The organism is Bradyrhizobium sp. JR4.3, assembly GCF_040547695.1.
Classification (GTDB): Bacteria; Pseudomonadota; Alphaproteobacteria; order Rhizobiales; family Xanthobacteraceae; genus Bradyrhizobium; species Bradyrhizobium canariense.
On the sequence record NZ_JBEPQF010000003.1, the window covers coordinates 494081 to 515345 of the forward strand.

A 21265-nucleotide genomic window follows, 5' to 3' on the forward strand; every position below is an offset into this window, starting at 1 on the left:
TTCTGGTCAGTTCAGCGCAGTAATTCGCATGGTGTTGCCCTGGAGCCAGGCCTGAGCCGGCTTGCCGCGCAGGGCCGCGTCGATATCGTCGGCTGTCTGGTAAAAGCCATCGATTGCAAGCAGTTCGGCTTCGATCTTCTGACAATAGATGCGTGCGCTCGTGTGACCGTTCACGCCCGCCATGGCGCGGCCGCGCAGCGCGCCGTAGATGTGAATGGAGCCGCCGGCGACGACCTCGGCGCCGGAGCCGACCGAGCCGAGAATGGTGACGTCGCCTTCGGGGAAGATCACAGTCTGGCCCGACCGAACGGGGCTTTCGAGCAGCAAGGAGGTCGGCTTGGTCTCGACCTTCGCCTCAACCTTCTTGGGAGCGCTCGGTTCGATGACGCAGCTCCGCCCGCCCGAAAGCAGCGGCGGCATCATGGGGGTCAGCCGGCCCTCCTCCACGCCCTCGATCCCGAGCACGCGGATGTTGCGGTCCTGAAGGCTGGTGAGCAGATGGCCGATGCCGGACTGGCTGAGATCGACCGAGGACAGGTCGATCACCACGGGGCGGCCGGCAAAGAAGCCCGGCGAGCGCGCGATGGTGGTGTCGATCTCCTGCAGCCAGTCCTGGATGGGAACCGTCGGCACGAACACGAAGGCCACATAGGAGCGCCCGCGCAGGCGAACCATTTGGCGTTGAGGTTTTACTGCAGCCTCCATAGCGGCCGACTCGTTCCCTGTTATTGAATGGTTAACGATGCCGCCGATATGGTTAATGGCCGGTTAATTTCTCCGTGGGGTTACGTGCCCGTCCCAACTGTCATCGCCCGCGAAAGCGGGCGATCCAGTACTCCGAGACGGTTGTGGGTTAATCGACAGGCCGCGGCGTACTGGATGCCCCGCTTTCGCGGGGCACGACACCGGTGTGTGGGGCGGCGCGACGGCTCTTCGCCCCCTACTTCTTCACCTTGCTCGCGTCCATCTTGATGGCGGGGTCGAGCATCTTGGTCGTGAACGCCGTCGTGACGTCGAACGGCTTCTCCATGCCGAGATAGGTCTGGACCAGCTCGTAGTCCTTCTTCATGCGCTCGCCGTCGATCCAGCCGAGCGCCTTCGTCGTCGTGAATTCGTCCGTCATCAGGAACTTGATGCGCTCCCACTGGCGCTCCTGGTTCTCCTTGTCGAGACCGGAGACCTGATCGAGCAACGCCTTCAGGCAGGGCGCGGCGTCGGCGACGCAAGTCGCGAACGCCTTTTGCGTGACGCGCACGAACTCCTCGACCAGCTTGGGATTCTTCTGCAGATAGCCGCCGTTGACGATCAGCGAATTGCCGTAAGGATTGAGCCCGATGTCCTTCCAGTTGACGTAGCCGAGATCGCTTCCGAATTCGATCACCTTCAAATCGTGCTCGTTGTAGAAGTCGCTGATGATGTCGACGGTATGGCTCTTGAGCGCGGCGATCTTCGCCGTCGGCCCGACATTGACGAAGCCGACGGAGTCGGGTGCAAGCCCTGCAGCCTTGGCGAAAGCCGGCCACATCACGCGCGAGGCGTCCCCGGGCGGATTGCCGATCTTGTGGCCGGCAAAATCCTTCACCCCGTTCACGCCGTAGCTCTTGAGCCAGTAGAAGGTCTGGCCGGTGTTGGCGTAGACGCTCATTACGGCAACAGCGTCAGCGCCCTTGCTCTTCGCCACCAGCATGGTGGCGAGATCGGCGACGCCGAAGGGCGAGCCACCGGAGCCGACCTTTGCGGCGGAGACGCCGGAGCCCTTGCCGACCTCGATGGTCAGATCGATGCCCGCCTTCTCGTACCAGCCTTGCGCCTTGGCGTAATAATAGGGCGAGTGATCGGCCGTCGGCGCCCAGTTCAGGATCAGATTGACCGCTTCGCCCGCGGTCGCGGGCACGACTGGTGATCCGAGCATCAGGGCCACAGCCAGGGCCGAGCCCGCCGCCTGCAAACGCTTCATCGCATCTCTCCTCGTTGCCCGCGACCCGGCTTGTCGCTCTCCCCCTGTGAGGATACCAATGCAACAAGGCCGCCCTCAACTTGTCAACTGTTTGGTTGGAAATGCCCGCAAAACGTTCAGGCGACACCGTGCCGCAGCGGCGCGACCCGGTCGCCACACGCAAGAAGCTGCTCACCGCGGCGCGCGAGGAGTTCGCCCGGCACGGCTTTGCCGGCGCCCGCGTCGACGAGATCGCGGAGCGCGCCGGCGTCAACAAGCAGCTCGTCTACCATTATTTCGGCGACAAGGACGCGCTCTATCTCGCCGTGCTCGAATGGGTTTACGCCGATATCCGCGAGCAGGAACGCCAGCTCAATCTCGAAGGCCTGCCGCCGGAAAAGGCGATCCGGAAACTGATCGAAGCCTCGTTCGATTATCTGGCGACGAACCCCGATTTCATCGTGCTTCTGAACGACGAGAACCGCGGCGGTGCCCGCCACGTCCGCGGCTCGACGCGGCTGGAGGCGATGCATTCACCGCTGGTGAAGAGCGTGTCCCACATCCTTCACGAGGGCGTCCGCGCCGGCATGTTCCGCAAGGGAATCGACCCGATCCAGCTCTATATCTCCATCGCGGGCCTCAGCTATTTTTATCTCTCCAACACACCGACGCTCTCGGCGATCTTCGGCAAGGACCTGTCGAGCCGGGCCGCGCGCCGCGCCCGCCGTCGGCACGTCGCCGATCTCGTGCTGCATTCGCTCCGGCCGTAATCAACCAACTGGTTGAAACTTCCCTCGATGCCGGTTAGGCTTGCGACCAGCGGCAAGGTGGCCGCTGGCAACAGGGAGCAACTGGTGGCAGGAGACGGCGCCCGCAATACGCGCAGCTTTGCGATCGTCCTGATCGTGCACCTCGCCGTGCTCGTGCTCTGGCAGGTCCTGGTCGATGCCTTCCACGTGCCGAAGTTCATCCTGCCCTCGCCGCTCGCGACAATCCAGACGCTGGGAACCGCGAGCTACGCCTGGGGCGCCAATACGCTGGTGACGGCGATCGAGATCCTCGGCGGCTTTGCGCTCGGCGCATTCGTCGGCGTGGCGCTGGCCGTCATCTTCAGCTGGGCGCCGCTGATCAGCCTCGTGCTGCTGCCGCTGTTCGTGACGCTGAACATGATCCCGAAGGTCGCGCTCGGCCCGCTCCTCATCGTCTGGTTCTCCTACGGCATCGTGCCGAACATCCTGATCGCCTTCAGCATCTGCTTCTTCCCGATCCTGCTCACCACCGCGCGGGGCTTGCGCGAGGTCGAGCCGGATCTGCTCGACCTGGTCAAATCGCTGCGCGGCTCGCGCTGGACGCTGTTCCGCAAGATCCAGCTGCCGGGATCGCTGCCTTACATCTTCTCCGGCATGAAAGTCGGCGCCATCCTCGCGGTCGCCGGCGCCATCGTCGGCGAGTTCATCGCCTCCGAGCGCGGGCTCGGCTACCTCATGATCCAGGTGCAGTCATCGCTCGACACGCCCGCGATGGTGATGGCCGTCGTGCTGCTGACGCTGCTCGGCGTCGCGCTTTACGGCTTCGTGCTCGCCCTCGAACGCATATTCGTGGTCGGTGACGCAACACCGACCTGAAACGTCAAAGCCAAGACCAGGGACCACAACCATGCTCCTGACCCGCCAGACACTGCCGAAGACCATCCCTGATATCGCTGCGCTCGACGATCTCCTGTGCCGGCCGACCCAGGCATTGATCGACGACCTCGCCAGGGTCGAGGGCGACATCATGATCCTTGGCGTCGCCGGCAAGATGGGGCCGACGCTGGCGGGGCTTGCCAAAGCCGCAGCGCCCGATCGCCGCGTCATTGGCGTCGCCCGCTTCAGCGACGCCGGCGTCAAGGACTGGCTGCACGGGCGTGGCGTCGAGACCATCAATTGCGACCTGATGGACGAGACCGCGATTCAGACGCTGCCGAAGGCGCCCAATATCGTCTTCATGGCCGGCCGCAAATTCGGCGCGGAGGGCGATCTGTCGCTGACCTGGGCGATGAATGCGCACGTGCCGGCGCTGGTCGCGCAGGCCTTCCCCTCGTCGCGGATCGTGGCGTTCTCGACCGGCTGCATCTATCCCTTCGTCCCCGTCGACGGCAAAGGCTCGCGCGAGGACATGGCGCCGAACCCGCCCGGCGAATACGCCCAATCCTGCGTCGGCCGCGAGCGCATGTTCGAGTTTTTTTCGCGCAAATTCGGAACGCCCGGGCGGCTGTTCCGCCTCAATTACGCGATCGACATGCGCTATGGCGTGCTCCACGACATCGCATCGAAGGTGCTCACGGGCACGCCGATCGACGTCAGCATCGGTCATGTCAATTTCATCTGGCAGGGCGATGCCTCGTCCCAGGCGCTGCGCTGTCTCGCGCATTGCACGACGCCGACCTCGCCGATCAATGTCAGCGGCCACGAGATCTTGGCGGTACGCGACCTCGCAGCACGATTCGGCGCCAGGTTCGGCCGCGCGCCGGTGCTGACAGGAAACGAACAGCCGACGGCGTGGCTGACGGACACGTCCAAGGCCGTCGAGCTGTTCGGCCTGCCGGTCGTCGACACCGAGCAGCTGATCGCCTGGACCGCGGATTGGGTGTCCCGCGCCATGCCGAGCCTCGGCAAGCCCACCAAATACGAGGTGCGCGATGGACGCTACTGACGAGCCGGCCATCATCAAGCTCGGCGTCGACGATGCGATCGCCGGGCTCGTGCTGTCGACGGAAGCACGCTGGAACCAGACCGAGGAGGACTGGCGCATCTTCCTGCACGATGGAATCGTGTTCGGCATCCGTGACGGCAGACGGCTGGTGGCAACCGCGGCCCTGCTGCCCTACTCCAGCAAAAATGCCTGGATCAGCATGGTGCTGGTATCAGGCACCCATCGCCGCCGCGGCCTTGCAACGCGCCTCGTCGATGCCTGCCTGGAAACCGCCCGCAGGAACGGCCTGACGAGCTGGCTCGACGCAACGCCGGATGGTGCTGCCGTCTATGGGCCGCTCGGGTTCACGCCGACCCTGCAATTGCGCCGCCTCAAACTGGTGAAACCCGCGTCAACGTCCGGGCAGGCACCTTCATCCGCGACGCTCGACGCGCTCCGCATGCGTGACCGGCGCGCCACTGGTTTCGGTCGAACCGCCCTGCTCTCCAACTTCGCTCGGCGTCCCGGCTCACGCATCGTCTCCGCGAACGGAGCCATCGCGCTGGTTCGCGACGGACGCACCGCGCGCCATATCGGCCCGCTATTTGCCGACAACACGGCAGCAGCGCTGACCCTGGTGGATGCCATCGCACGATCGGAAACCGGGCCGCTGCTGCTCGACGCCGTCGCGTCGCAAGCCGCGTTCCCTGACGGATTGACCGCGTCGGGCTGGAGCATCGAACGGCCGTTCCAGCGCATGCGGTTCGGACCCGCCATAGCCACGGGTGAGGACATGCCATTCGCCGTCGCCGGCCCTGAATTCGGATAGGACATCATGCACCACAGCCAGATCAACAGCGAGATCCGCAAGCTGATCGCCGACGGCACCGTGCTGCCGGCGCATCCCCTCGCGCTCACCGCCGAACGCCAGCTCGACAAACAGCATCAGCGGGCGCTGACGCGCTATTACGTCGACGCCGGCTCCGGCGGCGTTGCGGTCGGCGTGCACACCACGCAGTTTGCGATCCGCGATGTCGGCCTCTATCGTCCCGTGCTGGAGCTCGCTGCCGAGACGGCGGCGGACTGGACCAAGCGTCCGCTGGCGCTGGTCGCGGGCCTTGCCGGCCCGACCCAGCAGGCCACCGCTGAAGCCCTCACCGCGCGCGACATCGGCTACCACGCAGGGCTCCTCAGTCTCGCTGCGATGAAGAGCGCGTCCGAAGACGAAATCATCGCGCATTGCACAGCGGTCGCGGCCGAGATTCCGCTGGTCGGCTTCTATCTTCAGCCGGCAGTCGGCGGCGTGGTCCTGTCGAGCCGGTTCTGGCAGCGCTTTGCCGCGATCGACAATGTCATCGCGATCAAGATCGCGCCGTTCAACCGCTACAGGACCCTTGATGTTCTGCGCGGCGTCGCGGCGGCTGGCGCGCTCGACCGCGTTGCGCTCTATACCGGCAATGACGACCACATCCTGCTCGATTTGATGCTGCCGTTCGACCTCCGCGACAACGGCATCACCACGCGGACCTACTTCAAGGGGGGTCTGCTCGGCCATTGGTCGGTCTGGACGGCGAGCGCGATCAAGCAATTCGAGCGCTGCAAGGCGGCACGGCACAAGGACAGCGTCCCGGCCGATTTGCTCGCGCTCGATGCCCGCGTCACCGATTGCAACAGCGCGTTCTTCGACGTCGCCAACGATTTTCACGGTTGCATCGCCGGCTGCCATGAGGTGCTGCGACGGCAGGGCCTGATGCAGGGCTTGTGGTGCCTCGATCCGAACGAGGGCATGAGTCCCGGCCAGAAGGACGAGATCGACCGCGTCACTCGCGAGCATTCAGATCTCAGCGACGACGCCTTCGTGGCCGCAAACTTGAACAAATGGCTGGCATGAGCTCAAACCCCTTCATCAGCCTGCAAGGCGTCCGCAAGGTCTATCGTAGCGGCGGCGCCGAATTCCTGGCGGTGTCCGACGTCACCATGGACGTGCAGGAGGGTGAGCTTGTCTCGCTGGTCGGCCCGTCCGGCTGCGGCAAGACCACAGTGATGAAGATCTTGGCCGGCCTGCACGGCGCCGACGGCGGCACGGTGAAGATCGGCAATGCCAAAAGCCCGTTCGATCCGACCCGCGACATCGGCATGGTATTCCAGCAGGCGCTGCTGCTGAAATGGCGGACGATCCTGGACAATGTGTTGCTGCCGGCGGAGATCGTCGGCCTTCCCATGAGGGCCGCGCGCGAACGGGCGCGCGATCTGCTCAATCTGGTGGGTCTTGCCGGCTACGAGCAGAAATATCCGCGAGAGCTGTCCGGCGGCATGCAGCAGCGTACCGCGATCGCGCGCGCCTTCATTCACGACCCGAAACTGATCCTGATGGACGAGCCGTTCGGCGCGCTGGACGCGCTGACGCGCGAGCAGATGAATCTGGAGATGCTGCGGATCTGGCGCGAGAGCGGCAAGACCATCATCTTCATCACGCACTCGATTCAGGAAGCCGTGTTCCTGTCCTCGCACTGCGCCGTGCTGACCGCCGGCCCGGCAAAGATGGCCGATTATTTTCCGATCGACCTGCCCTTCCCGCGGGCTCTGCCGCTCAAGACGACGGACGCGTTCGGCGCCTATGCAAGGCGCATTTACGAGAAGCTGGGTCTGGGCGCGGCTTAATTCACCGCACGATAGATGCTGTAGGGTGGGCAAAGCGAAGCGTGCCCACCATGGCGAGTCATGCAAGCAGTGGTGGGCACGGCGCAAGTGCGCCTTTGCCCACCCTACGGGAGTTTGCGCGATCAGGTCTTGTTGCGCATCTTGCCGAGCAGATAATTATCGTAAAAATTCTCCGCGATCTGCGTGTAGAACAGCAGCTCCTTCATATAGGCGTCGTGGCTTTCCTTGGTGCGCTTGAACAGGTCGCTCTTGGTGGCGAGCTCGTTCAGATGCTCCTGGGTCGCGGCGTAGCAGGCCTCCAGCACCGGCTGCGGAAACGCCTTCAGCTCCGCGCCATTGGCGATCAGCCGCTTCAGCGCCGCCGGATTCACGCTGTCGTATTTCTCGAGCATCCAGGCGCCCGCAGCCGACGCGGCCTGGTTGACGATCGCCTGGTACTGCTTCGGCAGCGACGCCCACTTCTCGTCGTTGACGATCATGTGCAGCATGGCGCCGCCTTCCCACCAGCCGGGGAAGTAGTAGTATTTTGCGACCTTCTGGAAGCCGAGCTTTTCGTCGTCATAGGGTCCGACGAATTCGACCGCGTCGATCGTGCCCTTTTCCAGCGCCGGATAAATGTCGCCGCCCGCGATCTGTTGCGGGACCACGCCGAGCCGCGCCAGCACATGACCGCCCATGCCGGCGATGCGGAATTTGAGACCCTTGAGATCGTCGACCGTCTTGATCTCCTTGCGGAACCAGCCGCCCATCTGGGTGCCGGAATTGCCGCAGAGGATGGCGTGCGCCTTGAATGGCTTCAGCGCCTCGTTGGTGAGGTCGGCGCCGCCGCCGAAATGCCACCAGGACTCCTGATGACGATGGTTCATGCCGAACGGCGCACCGGTCGCGTAGGCCAGCGCCGGCTCCTTGCCGATGTAGAAATAGAGCGGGGTCTGAGCCATGTCGACAGAGGCTGTGCTGACGGCATCGAGCGCCTGCAGGCCCGGGACGAGCTCGCCGGCCGCAAAGGTCTGGATCTGGAATTTGTTATCGGTGGCGTCGGCAACATATTTCGCAAAGGTCTGCGCAGTGCCGTAGATGGTGTCCAGCGATTTCGGGAAGCTGGAGGTCAGGCGCCACTTGATCTCGGGCGCGCCTTGCGCGATCGCAGGTGCAGCAACCAGCGTCGTCGCGCCGGCCACGGCGCCGCCCTTGAGGAACGTACGGCGTTTCATGATGGTCTCTCCCTGAATTATGTTTCAACGTCTCGGCTTGAGCGCGATCTTCGCGAGCTATTGCCGTTCCTATAGCGGAGTTCAAGTTGTGAGCGGTAGCCCGGATGGAGCGCAGCGCAATCCCGGGATCCCCCAAGTATCTACCGCGTCACTCTCAGAGCAGCTTGGCGCTCACGAACAGCGCGCGCACGGCGTTGGTCGCCTGCACCACGAGCATGGCGTTCTCGGCGGCGCCTTCGAGCGCTGCGACCGCGTCTTCATGCAGCGAGCGGAATTCCATCCACTCGACCGATTTGAAGTTGGTGAGGAATTGATAGGCCTGGCCGACGGTCGCAATCGCCAGCGTGTCGCCGTTCAGTTTGATCTTGAACGTCGTGCGCAGCGGGGTCTCGGAACTTTGCGGATCACTCACTTTGCGGATCACTCATGGGCTGCTTCTGCACGATGACGGCTTAACGAAGGGAAAACGGCAGCCCCGCCGTGGCAGGCAAATATCAGGAGCAGATATCAGGACTCGGTGCTCGCGCGCTGCGAGGCGGTCGCCGATGGGCTCAACTTCGGCACCACGACCAGACGGTTGAACTCACCGTTATCGTAGGCCTTCATAAAACGATCGTAGTCCTTGATCGACACGCAGCCGTTGGAGTCGCCACGGGGCCCGAGCATGTAATTGTGGGTGAGCAGGCCGACGCGGCCGAGCGCGCTGGTGCCCTCGGTGGGAGTCAAGCGCAGTGCGCGGACGCCGTGAAACAGTTTTTCGCGGGGCTTCAGGTCGTAGGTCGCGGGCGGGGTCGCGCCAACCATGCGCTGGTCGACGTGCTCCGGGTCGTCCATCAGCGCGCCCATCCCGGAATGCGCTTCCAGCGCGAGGCCGCTCGGCAGGTAAAGCGCCTTGGCCGAGATGTCGTAGACCGCGGTGCGCGAATCGTAACCGAGCGCGGCGAGATCCGGCGCCTTGCCGAACAGGCCGCTGTCGGGCGTCAGCGAGGCCAGCTTGATCTTGTCGGTGAATTTTTCGAAGAAGTTGCGGTTGTCGACCCTGGGGTTGGTCTCGGCATAAGCCTGGCTCGAGGCGATCTGGGCGGAGATGTCGGCCTGGGGCGGGCGCGAGCGCGGCATCGGGATGGCGTCAGCACGCTGCGATTGTCTCGTCTCCTCGGACATATGCCGGTCGTCGTCGGTCAGGGTCGAGCGCCAGTCGTCGCCCTGGAGCTTCTGCGCAAGCATCGCCTTGGCATCGCGCAATTTGAGCTGGACTGCGCTCACCGCGGAGCGCTCCAGCGCCCGCAGGCCAAGCTCGCGGGCGGGCGGATTGCCAGATGCCGAAGCGAAACGATCATCGAACGAAGGGGCATTGGCCGGCGGCAGTGCGGCGGTGACCAGCGAGGCCGAACCGCCGATATCCGCGACCCAGGCGGCAGCGCCCAGTGCCAGCGCGACGGCGGCCAGAGACAGCAATATCGTCTCGGCTCGCCCAATACGGCGGCGCGACAATAGCCTCTCGGCTTGTGCCCGGTCGGAAACCATCAGCTCCCCAAAATCGACCCCCGGGGGACCCACCCCCACCCGGAGACTCTATACCAGCTACCACATTGGGAGCCAAAAGTTAGGCATAATCGGGGCCGGCGGGCGTCTGGCAAGGCTCCGGCAAGCCATTCCGGGGTATCCCAAGGTATCTTATGACCGATCCGTTCGATCTAGAACGCTTTGTCCGGGCCCAGGACCCGGTCTATGGCGACGTTCAGGGGGAGCTGACCCGGGGCCGAAAGCAGAGCCACTGGATGTGGTTCGTCTTCCCGCAGGTCGCCGGCCTCGGCTTCAGCGCCATGTCGCAGCGCTACGCCATCGCCTCCCGCGCGGAGGCCAAGGCCTATCTCGCCCACCCCATCCTCGGTCCGCGCCTGATCGAATGCACCCGCCTCGTGCTTGCCGTCGAAGGCCGGACCATCAACGCGATCCTCGGCGCGCCCGATGATGCCAAATTCCGCTCGTCGATGACGCTGTTCGACGCGGTGTCCGACGAACCCGTTTTCGACCAGGCGCTCGCCCGGTATTTTTCGGGCAAGCGCGATCAGGCAACGCTCGATATCCTCGCGGTCCTCGACCGACAGCCCAAGTGACCGCGGCCACCAGCGTAAACCCGGGATTAACATCGCCTGCCTATTGTCCGTGCAAATTATTTCCCGCGCCAGTTGCCGGACAGACTCATGAAAATCGGTACGCTCCTGACCACCGCGATCGTCTCGCTCTCGACCGTGGGCGGCGGCCTCGCCGTCTACGTCGCCGTAACGAAATACCAGACGATGGAGCGAATCACCGAAGCCCAGGGGCGGCTGGCGATCGTCCGCGCCGTCAGCGACATCCCGCGCTACCTCAATCCCGAGCGCGGCTTTTCCACCAACATCCTCTATGGCCCTCCCGCCGTCGACCCGGCGCTGCTGGCCGAACAGGACAAGCTGCGCAAGCAGACCGATGCCGCCCGCGACAGGATGAACGCGCTGCGCAAGGACCTGCCGGGCCCGTTCGACGACGGCAACACCACCGGCGGCAACATCGACGCCATCAATTCGAAATTCACGTCGCTGCGCGAGGCCATCGACAAGGCGATGTCGGGCCCGCCTGAGGCGCGCAAGGACGCCGCCAAGAAGATCGTCGCCGACAACGCCGTGCTCAACGCCAGCGTGACTGCGCTGCTCAACGAGCAGGTCCGCCGCATGGCGATCCTCAACGGCGACGCCTACCGGCAGGCCAGCTACGCCAACATCGCGATGACGTTGCGCGACGTCGGCGGCTTCAACTCCAGCCTGCACAAGAACCTCGTCGGGGGCAAGAAACCAGCGACCGATACCGAGAAGGCCGAGATCAGCCGCTCGCAGGGCCGCAACGATCAGATCGTGATGTCGCTGCTGGAGCTGCGCGGCAATCCCGCAACGCCGGCGAACATCGCCGCCGCACTGGAGAAATTCAACGCGATCTACATCGAAGAGTTCGGCCGCGAGCTCAAGCTGGTGAAGGAGGGTGCGGTCAGCGGCAAGTACGAACACGACATGGACACCTATTACACCGCCACGCAGCGCGGCCTCGGCACCATCATCGAGGTCCGCGACGCCTTCTACGACAACGCCGAGCACATTCTCGCCGGTGCCTCCACTGCGGCCCACACCAGCTTCACCATCGCTCTCGCGGGCCTTCTCGCCGTGCTGATCGCCAGCGCCGGCCTCATCGTCACGGTCCGCCGCCGCGTCTGCGCCCCGATCGTCAATCTGACAACGCGGATGTCGCGGCTTGCCGACGGCGAGGTCGCGGAAGAGATTCCCGGCGCCGAACGTTCCGACGAAATCGGCGCGATGGCCGCGGCCGTCCGGGTCTTCAAGGACAACATGATCCGGGCCGACAGCCTCGCGGCGGAGAAGCAGGCCGAGAACGACGGCAAGATGCGCCGCGCACAGGCGCTCGACGGGATCACCCGCGCGTTCGAAGCCAAGGTCACCGAGCTCGTCGGCGGACTGTCGCGCGCGTCCTCCACCATGGAAAGCACGGCGCAGTCGATGACCTCGACGGCAGCCCAGACCAACAGCCAGGCCGCGGTCGTCGCCGCCGCCTCACAGCAGACATCGAGCAACGTGCAGACTGTTGCGAGCGCCACCGAAGAGCTGACCTCTTCGATCTCGGAGATCGGCCGTCAAGTGGCCCAATCCACCGAGATCGCCGCCCGCGCCGTCGACAACGCCCGCCGCACCGGCGACACCGCCCGTGCGCTGGCCGAGGGCGCGCAGAAGATCGGCGACGTCGTCACGCTGATCCAGAGCATCGCCGAGCAGACCAATTTGCTGGCGCTCAACGCGACCATCGAGGCTGCCCGCGCCGGCGACGCCGGCCGCGGCTTTGCGGTGGTTGCTGCCGAGGTGAAATCGCTTGCGGGCCAGACCGCCAAGGCCACCACCGAAATCTCCGAGCAAATTTCAGCGATCCAGGCCGCGAGCGACGAGACCGTGACCGCGATCCGCAACGTCGCCGACGTCATCGGCGAAATCGACCAGATCGGCACCGCGATCGCGGCCGCGATCGAGGAACAGGGCTCGGCGACCAAGGAGATCGCCCGCAGCGTCCAGGAGGCCGCGCGCGGCACCCAGGAGGTCAACACCAACATATCAGGCGTGCAGCGCGCCGCTGACGATACCGGCACGGCCGCAAGAGAGGTGCTGGGCGCAGCCGAACAACTCTCGACCCAGTCGCGCGATCTCGCCGGACAGTTCGACCGCTTCCTCGGCGAGGTCAGGTCGGCGTAAGCGCGGCGCGCAGCTTCGTAGCCCGGATGGAGCGCAGCGTAATCCGGGAATCGTGCCGCAAACTACGTCGGCCGCGGATTGCGCTGCGTTCCATCCGGGCTACGGGACCGTCAATAAGGCGGCGCCTTGCGCGCCCGCTGCGCCTTGGCGGCCTCGATCCACCACGCGAGATCGTCGGCGAAGCGCGGGAACGAGCGTTCGAGCGCCTTGCCGCCCTCGCCGATCGGCTCGCCCGCCTCCGATAGCGTCTGTGCGATCGGGCCGACGCCGATGGTGCTCGACACCACCACCATGCCCATCTCCGACAGCGTGCCGTGCCAGGCGGTCGAGGCACGCGCGCCGGACAGGCGGCCGGCCGAGTAGCTCACGATCGCGGCCGGACGCCAGAACCACTCCTCGAGGAAGTGGTCGGTGAGATTTTTCAGGCCCGGCTGGATGCCCCAATTGTACTCGCCGGTGACGAAGACAAAGCCATCGGCGCCGCGGATCTCTCCGGCCAGCTTCTCCAGCGCCTCAGGGGCGGAGCCCTTGGGATATTCCTTGTACATACGATCGAGCATCGGCAGGCCGATCGCCTTGGCGTCGATGAACACGACGTCGTCGCCGCGACCGCGCAGGCGATCGACGACGAAATTCGCAAGGCGTATGCCCATGCGGTCGGAACGGTAGGAACCGTAGAGGACGAGGATGCGATTGCTCATGGCCGGTAGTATAGCACGGATCAGCAGGCCGGCCTCAACGTTTTGACGCGCTAGGTTCGCCGTCCGTGCTCGAGCGTTTGCGACGGTGTCTCGCCGAACTGGTCGCGATAGCTTCTGGAGAAGTCACCGAGATGCCAGAAGCCGAACGCCAGCGCGACGGCCTTGACGCTGTCGGCACCGGCGAGCAGCCGCTGGCGCACCAGCCACAGCCGCCGCAGGCGCAAGTAGCGGTGCAGGCTCATGCCGCGATAGCGGCGGACGACGTCGTGCATGGTGCGAACGGACAAGCCGAGCGTGCGCGCGATCTCGTCGCTGTAGATGGGCTGCGAGAGGTCGTCGGAAAGCAGCGCGCGGATGTCCTGAAAGACCTTGAATTTCCGCTCGTCATTGGGGCGCAGGGTCCATCGCGCAGGAACGATGCTTTCGAAAATTGCGTCCACAGCGCCGAGCAAGGTCTCCCTCATGGCGGCAGCCTTCAGCGGCACGTCGGGTGCATCGACCGGCTCCGAAGCGGCTGCCAGCACCTCCCGAACCACACCGCGGAGCCGGTTCAAGCCCGCGGCGGTCGTTTCGAAGATGTTGAAGCAGAGGGCTGCTTGTGGCCAGCCGCGATCCGTCACCTCCGGCCTGAACACCACCGAGCCGATTTGCCGCGGCACTTCCTCGATGGTGGTGTAAGCCGCGCCGCCGCTGCCGATGACGATGACGGGTCGTGTGCGCTGCGTGCCGTTGAATCGAACCGGCACGTCCAAATCGTCCATCGTGAATCCGATCGCGGTACAATTCTCGACGAGCTGTGCGTCGACGACCCGCGGAAATGCCCGCGTCAAATTCACGTCGCAGCCGGGCAGCGACAGAATGGTCTGCTCGGCCGAAATCCTCCGTACGAAAGGCGTGAACTCGAAGTTCAGGCCTCGTATGGCACTTCGAAATTCATCGACGTCGGTGAAACGAAATACCTTCGGCGCTAGCGTGGGCGCATCATCAGTTCTGTTCATGGCAAATGTGAAACTTCGCGTCGCAACACACGCGCCTCCGGCGACGATGCCGGCCCAACTTCCCCGTTCCGGTGTCCCTTAAGTCTGAAAGAATCACTTCGAACTATGTTGACCAGTTGGCGAGCGTCGAAGTCCAAGGACAAGCCGGCGCATCAAATCTCGCCAATTTTCGATAGCGTTTCCCGTGTGGCCAGCGGTGCACATATACCTAGACGAGCAAAATCCAAATTTCAAATTAACGTTTGTCGAGCGGAATAGAAGCAGTTCGATAGTCCAAATTAATTTTAGGTCAGGCCCCTGCCATGATGGCAAATTCGCCTGCTGATATTCTCGCTGAATTGGAAGAGACGGTCGCAACGTGCCCGGCGGAGCGTTGCGCACGCATTCTCTCCGGCATGGTGCAGTTGCTCACTGGTAGCCGCGGCCAGTGCCGGGAATTGCTCGTCAACGTGGTCGACGGTGTTCTGCTGCGATTGACGGAACGGGTCGAGACCAGCGCACTGGTTCAGCTCAGCACGGCGCTCGCCGAGCTTGACATCGCGCCTCCCGAAACATTGTGGCGTCTCGCCTCGCACGATAATCCGGACGTGGCATGTCCTGTGTTGCTCAAGTCGCGCGCACTTTCCGCGGCAGATCTCGAGGCTGTCATTGACTCCCGTGGCGAGTGGCATCGACGCGCAATCGCCGCCCGCAGCGACATCGCGCCGGCCGTGACCGAGGCGTTGATCAAGCACGGCGGCCCGATCTGCCTTGCCCTGATCAAGAACCCGGGAACGAAATTCTCCGACGCAGCCTATGCAGCGCTGATTGCCATGGCCGACCAGGACGGCGAGATCGCGAAGGCGCTGGTGCTCCGGCCCGGCACGCCCGACCTGGTCGTGCGCAAGCTGCTCTCCGCCCCACCAGCCCGGAAGGCACCGGCCACGCCCAACCCGCTCGCCGCGTCGCCGGTGCCGGAAACGGAGCCGGCTCCGCCAAAGCGGCCTTGCAGGGCCGACTACGCCAGCGCGAGGCCGGAGATTGTCGTCCTCAACCGCATCGGCAAGCTCAACGATTCCACGGTGAACCGTTTTGCGATCCGCGGCGAGACGGCCAACCTATTCACGGCGCTGTCGGTGCTTTCTGGGGCGCCGCTCGAAATCATCGAGCGTGTCGTGAGCGACGACGATTGCGAGGGGCTGGTCATGGCGTGCCGGGCCTCGCGGCTGAACTGGCAGACCACCCTTACCATCCTGAGCAACCGCAGCGGGAAAAGGCTCTCCTATGCCGGGCGCGAGCGCGCGCAACGGATCTTCGAGACGCTGCTTCTGTCCACCAGCCAATGGACAGTGCGATGGGGGGAAATAGCGGCAAGCGCCAACACGAGCGATCCGGCAAATCGCGGCGCGAAGATGGGGGTTAGCCGATGAAGTTCGACGGTCGCAAAGCGCAGCGCGTGAAAATGGATCACAAGCAGCCGGTCAATCTGATGGGCTCGGACGGCACGTGGCGGCGCAGCTGCGTTCTGCTCGACATATCGCAAAGCGGTGCGAAGATCGAAGTCGAGGGCACGCTCGACGTTCTGCGGGCCAAGGAATTCTTCCTGCTGCTGTCGTCGACGGGGCTCGCCTACCGGCGCTGCGAATTGGTCTGGATCGACGGCACCACCGCCGGCGTGCACTTCGTCACCGCAGACGGCAAGAGGAAACCGGCAGCCGCCGCGCAGACTGCCGCTCAGAGCAAATAGGCCCAAGGATTCATCAGCCCATCCACTCAGCATAATTCAGGTCAACCGTGCAGAACGCGCGAATTATATCCCGCCCCGTCAAGGGCGACGGCGGCATCCGAGAGAAGGAAGCGGCACGCCCGTTCGTGCATGTGCTGGCTGATTCTTCAGACAAATTGTCGAGCGTCTGTTCGATGCTCGAGCAGCAGTTTGCCGTCGCAGGCGAACGGCTCGACGCGGAAGCCAAGCTGTCCCAGGTACCGTTCGCGATCGTCATCCGTGCGGAATTGCGTGACGTCCACACCATTGCGGCCATCAAGAGACGAGCCTTAAAGCTCGCGAAGGCAACCAAGCGCATCTTCCTGGTCGAGCACTCCTCTCACATGAGTATCTCGCAGGCCTACGCGCTCGGAGCCACGCTCGTCCTTCCCGGGACGATCGACAAGATCAAGCTGCTGGCAGCGCTGGTTGATCCCGCCGAAGAGGCGCCTGCTTCCTCAGGTCACGCGCCGCAGCCGGACAACGCCGTCGAGACCGCGGCGATTGCCATCGCGTCGATGTTTGCCTCGGCGACATCGGGGCAGCCGATTGACGTCAGCGGCGCCAGGGAAGCCGGCCGCCAGATCGCCGATCGCATCACCCAGCATGGCCTGTCGGAATGGCTCACGACGGTGCGGCGCCATCACGAGGGGACCTATCAGCATTGCCTCCTCGTCACCGGCGTCGCCATCGATTTCGGCCTGAGCCTTGGCGTCGGCAGGTCAGACCTGGAGCGGCTATACACGGCGGCCATGTTCCACGACATCGGCAAGGCCCGGATCCCGCTTGCCATCCTCGACAAGCCCGGCCGTCTCGATCCGGAGGAACGTGCCACAATCGAGACGCACCCGGTGGCGGGCTACGATTTTCTGAAAGACCACGACAATATCTCGCCGGAGATCCTCGATGCCGTGCGGCATCATCACGAATTTCTCGACGGCAGCGGCTACCCGGATGCGCTCTGCGCCGGGAACATCGGCGATATCGTGCGCATCCTGACGATCTCGGACATCTACGCTGCCCTGATCGAGCACCGGCACTACAAGCCAACGATGCCGCGGGCAGAGGCTTATAACATTCTCTGCGGAATGAGTGGAAAGCTGGAAAAGGCACTGCTGACCGCGTTCAGACAGGTCGCACTCACGAGATGAGCGCAGCAACCCGTCTCGACCCCAGCCTAGTGCGCGGCGCGGTGTCTGGTGCGGCGCGGAACGGTCCGGCAGGCCAGCCCTTCGGCCAGCAGCTTCATGTCCTCGTGCCGGCCGCTGCGGATCATCCGGCCGAACTCTTCGGGGGTGAAAGGAAGACTTGGATCATCATCGATCGGACGCCGCACTCGCGGGCCGAAGAACCGTCGAACCAGGCTAGCGAGCCGCCGCATGTCAATTCCCTCGCGCCAGCATCAAACCTTTCAGTCCGCACATTGTTCCTCCCGCACGATCGAGAATGCAAGAGGCCGCCAAGCGGTCCGCACCAAAAAAATTCGGCGAGAGAATAATCTCCTCTGCCTGCGCTACTCGGCGAATCCGACGTAACGCACGAAATCGTCGTTGCCCTCGCGATCGGAGCGAACGGCGTTCGCGGCAAAGTTGTCGTCGGGATAGCCCATCGCGACGCAGGTCATGATCACCTCGTCCTCCGGAATGTTCGCGACCTCGCGCACGATGTCGGAACGCATGATGCCCTGCCCGTTGATCACCGAACCGAGACCGCGGTCCCAGGCCGCGAGCACGATGCCGTAGCAGAGCGCGCCCAGATCGAAATGGCAGACCGCGCCGGGATCGAGCACGCGGTCATAGGTCAAGACCAGCGAGACCGGCGCGTCGAACTGGCGGAAGCCGCGCAGCACCCAGTCCTGCCGCATCGGCTTGTCGTCGCGCGCGATCCCCATCGCGCCGAACAGTTTCTTGGCGACGTCGACTTGCCGCGTCCGGTGCACGCCCTGGTATTCGCCATGGCTGACGATGTCGCGCTTGACTTTGGCGCCGCCAACCATTTCCTCCATGTTGCGTCGGCGCAGCTGTTCCAGCGGCCCGCCTGTGAGCACGTGGACACGCCAAGGCTGGGTGTTCATCGACGACGGCGCACGTTTGGCACTGTCGATGATCGCCTCGATCACCGCGCGCGGCACCGGCTCGTTCCTGAAGCCGCGCACGCTGCGGCGCGACTGGACCAGCGTTTCGAATTCCACCTCAAGACCTCCCTGCCCGTTCATCCCATGGCATCGCAAACCCCGGCATGGCAACTGCGAGCCGTTGCCGATGCGGCGCGCCATATCTATGCTAACCCGCAAGCAAGACCAAGAACCCTGTGAGGATCCCAATATGGCCGCACCGCTCGATCCCGTCATCGCCCAGATCATTCCGCTGCTGCCGATGCGCGATGCCACGACGATGACGCCACAGAGCGCACGCGATTCCTTGCGCGCACTGGCTGCCTCACGCGCGGCCATAGCGCCGCCGCCGGTGGACATCGTCGCGGATATCAAGGTGAAAGGCGGCGCCGGACCGCTCGATGCACGTATCTACCGGGTCGGCACCACGCCGGCGCCGACCGTGGTGTTTTTCCATGGCGGCGGCTGGGTCGCGGGCGACCTCGAGACTCACGACCGGCAGGCACGCAACCTTGCGATCGAGACCGGCGCGGTCGTCGTCTCCGTCGACTACCGTCGCCCGCCCGAAACGCGCTTTCCCGGCGCGTTCGAGGACGCCTTTGCCGCGGTGAGCGACGTGTTTGGCCGCGTCGCGGAATTTGGCGGCGATGCAAAACGCCTCGGCGTTGCCGGCGACAGCGCCGGCGGCAATCTCGCCGCCACCAGCGCGATCGCCTGCCGCGACGCCGGCATCAAGCTCGCCGCACAACTCCTGGTCTATCCCGTGACCGATGTCCTCGGCAGTTATGCGGACGCGCGCGAGAACGCACGCTTCCCCTCGCGCGCCGAGAATGCCGAAGGCTACTTCCTCTCGCGCGCCGTGATGGAGTGGTTCTGCGGCCATTATCTCGCCGATCCCTCGCATGCCACCGACTGGCGCGTTTCGCCGCTACGCGCGGCCTCGCTCGCCGGCGTCGCGCCCGCGATCGTCACCACCGCCTGGTTCGATCCCCTCCGCGACGAGGGCACAGCCTATGCACGCGCGCTGGAAGCCGCCGGCGTGCCGGTGAAGCATCATGAAGGCCCCGGCCTGATCCACGGCTATTTCGGCCTCGGCGACGCCTCCGCGGTGGCGCGAGCCGAAGCACAGCGCGCACGCGCGGACTTCAAGGCGCTTCTCGCGCGCGGCGCCTGAGGGCGACGCCCGGAGCGGCAGGATCGGCTGCCGCGCCGGCCAGCGCTCAGGCTTTGGCTGCGGGCACCTCGAAGAAGCCCGTCGCCTGAACGAGGCGGCCATCGTCGCCGAAGCGGCCAAAACTCTCGCCCGTGACGAACACGCGACCGGCGCCGTCGTACATCGTCCAGCGAAAAAGCCCCTGATCATGGTGCTCGAGGAAGCTGTCATTCCTGAAATGCGCGCCGGGAAACTTGAGCTGGGTTTGACCGATGCGCGCCATCAAGGCGTCGCGTCCCTTAATCTGCGAGCCCGGATCGGTATACACGCAGTCCGCGGCCACGCTTTGCTCAAGCAGCCGACGCCGCTCGTCGTCATCGATGGGTCCCCACGCCGCCTGATAGGTGTTCCAGATCTTCAATCGCGCTTCATCGTTCATCTCGCAGAACCTCTCGTGGCCTCACGCCGCTTCCGTCAAATTGACAATTATTGATACTTTGTCAATATGACTCGACGTTCAGTTCCAACCTTGTGAGGCTCATGGCTCGTTCCAGCATTTCGAAAGAGGCGCTTGCCGTCGAGGCTGCAACGGAGGTCTTCTCCCGCTACGGCCATGCCCGCACGACGATGGGCGACGTCGCCGCCAAGGCGGGAATGTCGCGGCCGGCGCTCTATTTGCTCTTCCCCGACAAGGATGCCGTGTTCGCGGCGGTGATCCAGCGAATGGACGAGCAGAAGCATCGGGAGATCAGGGCCGCAATCGCGCGCCTCGACGGCCTTCACGCCAAGCTGCTCCACGCCTGTAAATCCTGGGGATCGCATGGCTTCGACCTGATCGAGGCGCATCCCGATTCGGCAGATCTGTTCGACCTCCGCTTCCCCGCAGTTCGGAAGGTCTACGACAACTTCCAGTGTCTGGTCGCCGACCTCATCCGCGATCAGGTGAAGGCCGCCGGGATAGCGATCGAGCCGGAGGTGCTGGCGCGATGCCTGGTGTTCGGCATGCGGGGACTGCGCGAAACCGCCAGGAACGGCAAGGAGATGCGGCGGCTGATCGCCGTTCAGGTCACCATGCTCGTCAGAAGCATCGATGACGGCAGTTGAGCTGCGAAGAGCCGCCTATCGCGGCCTTCCCGCCCGTTGCGCGTTGGTGTGCCCCCACGTCTGGTCCCAATCCTGACCGGCGGCATCGACGACGCGGCCGTCGGCTTCGAAGAACTTGTTCGGCACCTGGAAGATCGCCAGGATCAGGGCGCCCTCCGGGCACCAGGCGGCATGCCGGCTGCCCGCCTCGCGCCAGATGAATTCGCCGGCCTTGCAGGCGATCCCCTTGGCCGGCCCCTCGTTGTCGACGAGAGCGCCCTCTATGACATAACTCTGCTCGACGCCGACATGCTCGTGATCGGGCAGCACCGATCCCGGCGCAAAGCGCATCAAGGCCGTCATCAGACCGCTGCTGCGATCGAACAGCAGCGTCTTGGCCTCGCAGCCGGGAAAGCGCGTCTTCTGCCATTCCATGTCTTGCGGCCGAACCAGGTGAGAATGCCGGTCAGAAGCGGCATCCGGCATGTTCGCAATCAGGGTCTCCATCACGATCTCCCTTCGGCTAAACTCGCCCGAAGCTAGCAGGATCGCCCGTCCCGGTCAGCGAGCAGTGCAGCAGACCGTGAGCCCCGTCGAACCCGCGGTCGAAAAATCGCCAGGAAGACCGGACGGCGGCCGCTCATCCAGCTTGATTGCGCCACGATTCCCGGCTCCAATCCGCGCGCCATTTCTGGTTTAG

24 protein-coding genes are annotated in these 21265 nt (G+C 64.4%); 13 read left to right on the plus strand and 11 right to left on the minus strand.

The annotated features are described in order from the left end of the window. Window positions 1-6: 6 nt before the first annotated feature. A complete protein-coding gene (gene minC / locus ABIB91_RS08390; RefSeq protein ID WP_007591741.1) occupies window positions 7-705 on the minus strand; it encodes a septum site-determining protein MinC in 699 nt (232 codons plus the stop codon). 235 nt (window positions 706-940) lie between these two features. Further along, on the minus strand, window positions 941-1957 hold the full coding sequence (locus tag ABIB91_RS08395) for an ABC transporter substrate-binding protein (RefSeq protein WP_354167437.1): 1017 nt from the start codon (window positions 1955-1957) through the stop codon (window positions 941-943). Window positions 1958-2058: 101 nt separating this feature from the next. Here ABIB91_RS08395 and ABIB91_RS08400 point away from each other — a divergent pair, with 101 nt between their 5' ends. From ABIB91_RS08400 to ABIB91_RS08425, 6 genes are all read left to right on the plus strand, one after another. Continuing rightward, entirely contained in the window at window positions 2059-2706 is a 648-nt protein-coding gene (locus tag ABIB91_RS08400; RefSeq protein ID WP_007591743.1) for a TetR/AcrR family transcriptional regulator, read from the plus strand. Between the two features lie 84 nt (window positions 2707-2790). Further along, window positions 2791-3561 carry an ABC transporter permease gene (locus ABIB91_RS08405; RefSeq protein WP_035994923.1) on the plus strand — a complete coding sequence of 257 codons (771 nt, stop codon included), beginning with the start codon at window positions 2791-2793 and terminating at the stop codon, window positions 3559-3561. A 31-nt stretch (window positions 3562-3592) separates the two neighbouring features. After that, window positions 3593-4630 (plus strand): NAD-dependent epimerase/dehydratase family protein, encoded by a 1038-nt coding sequence (locus ABIB91_RS08410; protein ID WP_007591746.1) that lies wholly within the window; start codon window positions 3593-3595, stop codon window positions 4628-4630. Further along, entirely contained in the window at window positions 4617-5438 is an 822-nt protein-coding gene (locus ABIB91_RS08415) for a GNAT family N-acetyltransferase (RefSeq protein ID WP_354167432.1), read from the plus strand. The genes ABIB91_RS08410 and ABIB91_RS08415 overlap by 14 nt, the downstream gene beginning before the upstream one ends. Window positions 5439-5444: 6 nt before the next feature. After that, entirely contained in the window at window positions 5445-6500 is a 1056-nt protein-coding gene (locus tag ABIB91_RS08420; RefSeq protein WP_354167429.1) for a dihydrodipicolinate synthase family protein, read from the plus strand. Beyond that, window positions 6488-7270, plus strand: coding sequence for an ABC transporter ATP-binding protein (locus ABIB91_RS08425; protein ID WP_354167426.1), 783 nt, complete (start codon window positions 6488-6490; stop codon window positions 7268-7270). Before ABIB91_RS08420 ends, ABIB91_RS08425 begins: the two co-directional genes overlap by 13 nt. Before the next feature lie 122 nt (window positions 7271-7392). Here the strand turns inward: ABIB91_RS08425 and ABIB91_RS08430 are convergent, their stop codons facing one another. The 3 genes from ABIB91_RS08430 to ABIB91_RS08440 all read right to left on the minus strand — a co-directional run bounded on the left by ABIB91_RS08430 (window position 7393) and on the right by ABIB91_RS08440 (window position 9942). Continuing rightward, the gene (locus ABIB91_RS08430) at window positions 7393-8484 is read right to left on the minus strand and encodes a TRAP transporter substrate-binding protein (RefSeq protein ID WP_354167423.1); all 1092 of its coding nucleotides are present in this window, start codon (window positions 8482-8484) and stop codon (window positions 7393-7395) included. Between the two features lie 154 nt (window positions 8485-8638). Continuing rightward, window positions 8639-8896, minus strand: a complete 258-nt coding sequence (locus ABIB91_RS08435) for a hypothetical protein (protein ID WP_007609546.1) — start codon at window positions 8894-8896, stop codon at window positions 8639-8641. A 95-nt stretch (window positions 8897-8991) separates the two neighbouring features. Next, a complete protein-coding gene (locus ABIB91_RS08440; protein WP_354167419.1) occupies window positions 8992-9942 on the minus strand; it encodes a DUF2778 domain-containing protein in 951 nt (316 codons plus the stop codon). 221 nt (window positions 9943-10163) lie between these two features. Here ABIB91_RS08440 and ABIB91_RS08445 point away from each other — a divergent pair, with 221 nt between their 5' ends. Both ABIB91_RS08445 and ABIB91_RS08450 read left to right on the plus strand, forming a co-directional pair. After that, window positions 10164-10604, plus strand: coding sequence for a DUF1810 domain-containing protein (locus tag ABIB91_RS08445; protein ID WP_007591762.1), 441 nt, complete (start codon window positions 10164-10166; stop codon window positions 10602-10604). Between the two features lie 87 nt (window positions 10605-10691). Beyond that, complete coding sequence (locus tag ABIB91_RS08450) at window positions 10692-12773, plus strand: methyl-accepting chemotaxis protein (RefSeq protein ID WP_354167416.1); 2082 nt, start codon at window positions 10692-10694, stop codon at window positions 12771-12773. 110 nt (window positions 12774-12883) lie between these two features. Here the strand turns inward: ABIB91_RS08450 and ABIB91_RS08455 are convergent, their stop codons facing one another. Both ABIB91_RS08455 and ABIB91_RS08460 read right to left on the minus strand, forming a co-directional pair. Continuing rightward, window positions 12884-13474 carry an NADPH-dependent FMN reductase gene (locus ABIB91_RS08455; RefSeq protein WP_354167413.1) on the minus strand — a complete coding sequence of 197 codons (591 nt, stop codon included), beginning with the start codon at window positions 13472-13474 and terminating at the stop codon, window positions 12884-12886. A 50-nt stretch (window positions 13475-13524) separates the two neighbouring features. Beyond that, a complete protein-coding gene (locus ABIB91_RS08460; RefSeq protein ID WP_354167410.1) occupies window positions 13525-14472 on the minus strand; it encodes an AraC family transcriptional regulator in 948 nt (315 codons plus the stop codon). Between the two features lie 302 nt (window positions 14473-14774). Between ABIB91_RS08460 and ABIB91_RS08465 the strand changes: the two genes are divergently transcribed. Genes ABIB91_RS08465 through ABIB91_RS08475 form a run of 3 tightly spaced genes read left to right on the plus strand, consistent with a single transcriptional unit; the run spans window position 14775 to window position 17367 of the window. Next, entirely contained in the window at window positions 14775-15881 is a 1107-nt protein-coding gene (locus tag ABIB91_RS08465; protein WP_354167407.1) for a DUF2336 domain-containing protein, read from the plus strand. Then, a complete protein-coding gene (locus tag ABIB91_RS08470) occupies window positions 15878-16198 on the plus strand; it encodes a PilZ domain-containing protein (RefSeq protein ID WP_007591767.1) in 321 nt (106 codons plus the stop codon). Before ABIB91_RS08465 ends, ABIB91_RS08470 begins: the two co-directional genes overlap by 4 nt. Window positions 16199-16245: 47 nt before the next feature. After that, complete coding sequence (locus ABIB91_RS08475; protein ID WP_354167404.1) at window positions 16246-17367, plus strand: HD-GYP domain-containing protein; 1122 nt, start codon at window positions 16246-16248, stop codon at window positions 17365-17367. 26 nt (window positions 17368-17393) lie between these two features. Here ABIB91_RS08475 and ABIB91_RS08480 read toward each other — a convergent pair whose 3' ends face one another. Beyond that, window positions 17394-17597, minus strand: a complete 204-nt coding sequence (locus ABIB91_RS08480) for a hypothetical protein (RefSeq protein WP_007591770.1) — start codon at window positions 17595-17597, stop codon at window positions 17394-17396. A gap of 132 nt (window positions 17598-17729) precedes the next feature. Then, window positions 17730-18407: a nitroreductase gene (locus ABIB91_RS08485; protein WP_354167401.1), complete on the minus strand. Its 678-nt coding sequence runs from the start codon at window positions 18405-18407 to the stop codon at window positions 17730-17732. Between the two features lie 133 nt (window positions 18408-18540). Between ABIB91_RS08485 and ABIB91_RS08490 the strand changes: the two genes are divergently transcribed. Then, window positions 18541-19503, plus strand: a complete 963-nt coding sequence (locus ABIB91_RS08490) for an alpha/beta hydrolase (RefSeq protein WP_354167398.1) — start codon at window positions 18541-18543, stop codon at window positions 19501-19503. 46 nt (window positions 19504-19549) lie between these two features. Here the strand turns inward: ABIB91_RS08490 and ABIB91_RS08495 are convergent, their stop codons facing one another. Next, window positions 19550-19921, minus strand: coding sequence for a nuclear transport factor 2 family protein (locus ABIB91_RS08495; protein ID WP_354167395.1), 372 nt, complete (start codon window positions 19919-19921; stop codon window positions 19550-19552). Window positions 19922-20022: 101 nt separating this feature from the next. On the opposite strand from ABIB91_RS08495, the gene ABIB91_RS08500 reads away from it, so the two are divergent. Next, window positions 20023-20586, plus strand: coding sequence for a TetR/AcrR family transcriptional regulator (locus ABIB91_RS08500; protein ID WP_007591783.1), 564 nt, complete (start codon window positions 20023-20025; stop codon window positions 20584-20586). A 15-nt stretch (window positions 20587-20601) separates the two neighbouring features. On the opposite strand, the gene ABIB91_RS08505 is transcribed toward ABIB91_RS08500, so the two are convergent. Then, window positions 20602-21072 (minus strand): cupin domain-containing protein, encoded by a 471-nt coding sequence (locus tag ABIB91_RS08505; protein ID WP_354167392.1) that lies wholly within the window; start codon window positions 21070-21072, stop codon window positions 20602-20604. Window positions 21073-21265: the final 193 nt, after the last annotated feature.

Excerpts from the sequence above, each read along its gene's own strand:
- ABIB91_RS08480 (WP_007591770.1), bottom strand. The coding sequence starts at position 17,597 with ATGCGGCGGCTCGCTAGCCTGGTTCGACGGTTCTTCGGCCCGCGAGTG.
- ABIB91_RS08505 (WP_354167392.1), bottom strand. The coding sequence starts at position 21,072 with ATGGAGACCCTGATTGCGAACATGCCGGATGCCGCTTCTGACCGGCAT.
- ABIB91_RS08465 (WP_354167407.1), top strand. The coding sequence starts at position 14,775 with ATGATGGCAAATTCGCCTGCTGATATTCTCGCTGAATTGGAAGAGACG.
- ABIB91_RS08450 (WP_354167416.1), top strand. The coding sequence starts at position 10,692 with ATGAAAATCGGTACGCTCCTGACCACCGCGATCGTCTCGCTCTCGACC.
- ABIB91_RS08425 (WP_354167426.1), top strand. The coding sequence starts at position 6,488 with ATGGCTGGCATGAGCTCAAACCCCTTCATCAGCCTGCAAGGCGTCCGC.
- ABIB91_RS08490 (WP_354167398.1), top strand. The coding sequence starts at position 18,541 with ATGGCCGCACCGCTCGATCCCGTCATCGCCCAGATCATTCCGCTGCTG.
- ABIB91_RS08455 (WP_354167413.1), bottom strand. The coding sequence starts at position 13,474 with ATGAGCAATCGCATCCTCGTCCTCTACGGTTCCTACCGTTCCGACCGC.
- ABIB91_RS08445 (WP_007591762.1), top strand. The coding sequence starts at position 10,164 with ATGACCGATCCGTTCGATCTAGAACGCTTTGTCCGGGCCCAGGACCCG.
- ABIB91_RS08420 (WP_354167429.1), top strand. The coding sequence starts at position 5,445 with ATGCACCACAGCCAGATCAACAGCGAGATCCGCAAGCTGATCGCCGAC.
- ABIB91_RS08395 (WP_354167437.1), bottom strand. The coding sequence starts at position 1,957 with ATGAAGCGTTTGCAGGCGGCGGGCTCGGCCCTGGCTGTGGCCCTGATG.
- ABIB91_RS08470 (WP_007591767.1), top strand. The coding sequence starts at position 15,878 with ATGAAGTTCGACGGTCGCAAAGCGCAGCGCGTGAAAATGGATCACAAG.
- ABIB91_RS08400 (WP_007591743.1), top strand. The coding sequence starts at position 2,059 with ATGCCCGCAAAACGTTCAGGCGACACCGTGCCGCAGCGGCGCGACCCG.
- minC (WP_007591741.1), bottom strand. The coding sequence starts at position 705 with ATGGAGGCTGCAGTAAAACCTCAACGCCAAATGGTTCGCCTGCGCGGG.
- ABIB91_RS08430 (WP_354167423.1), bottom strand. The coding sequence starts at position 8,484 with ATGAAACGCCGTACGTTCCTCAAGGGCGGCGCCGTGGCCGGCGCGACG.
- ABIB91_RS08500 (WP_007591783.1), top strand. The coding sequence starts at position 20,023 with ATGGCTCGTTCCAGCATTTCGAAAGAGGCGCTTGCCGTCGAGGCTGCA.
- ABIB91_RS08495 (WP_354167395.1), bottom strand. The coding sequence starts at position 19,921 with ATGAACGATGAAGCGCGATTGAAGATCTGGAACACCTATCAGGCGGCG.
- ABIB91_RS08410 (WP_007591746.1), top strand. The coding sequence starts at position 3,593 with ATGCTCCTGACCCGCCAGACACTGCCGAAGACCATCCCTGATATCGCT.
- ABIB91_RS08415 (WP_354167432.1), top strand. The coding sequence starts at position 4,617 with ATGGACGCTACTGACGAGCCGGCCATCATCAAGCTCGGCGTCGACGAT.
- ABIB91_RS08460 (WP_354167410.1), bottom strand. The coding sequence starts at position 14,472 with ATGAACAGAACTGATGATGCGCCCACGCTAGCGCCGAAGGTATTTCGT.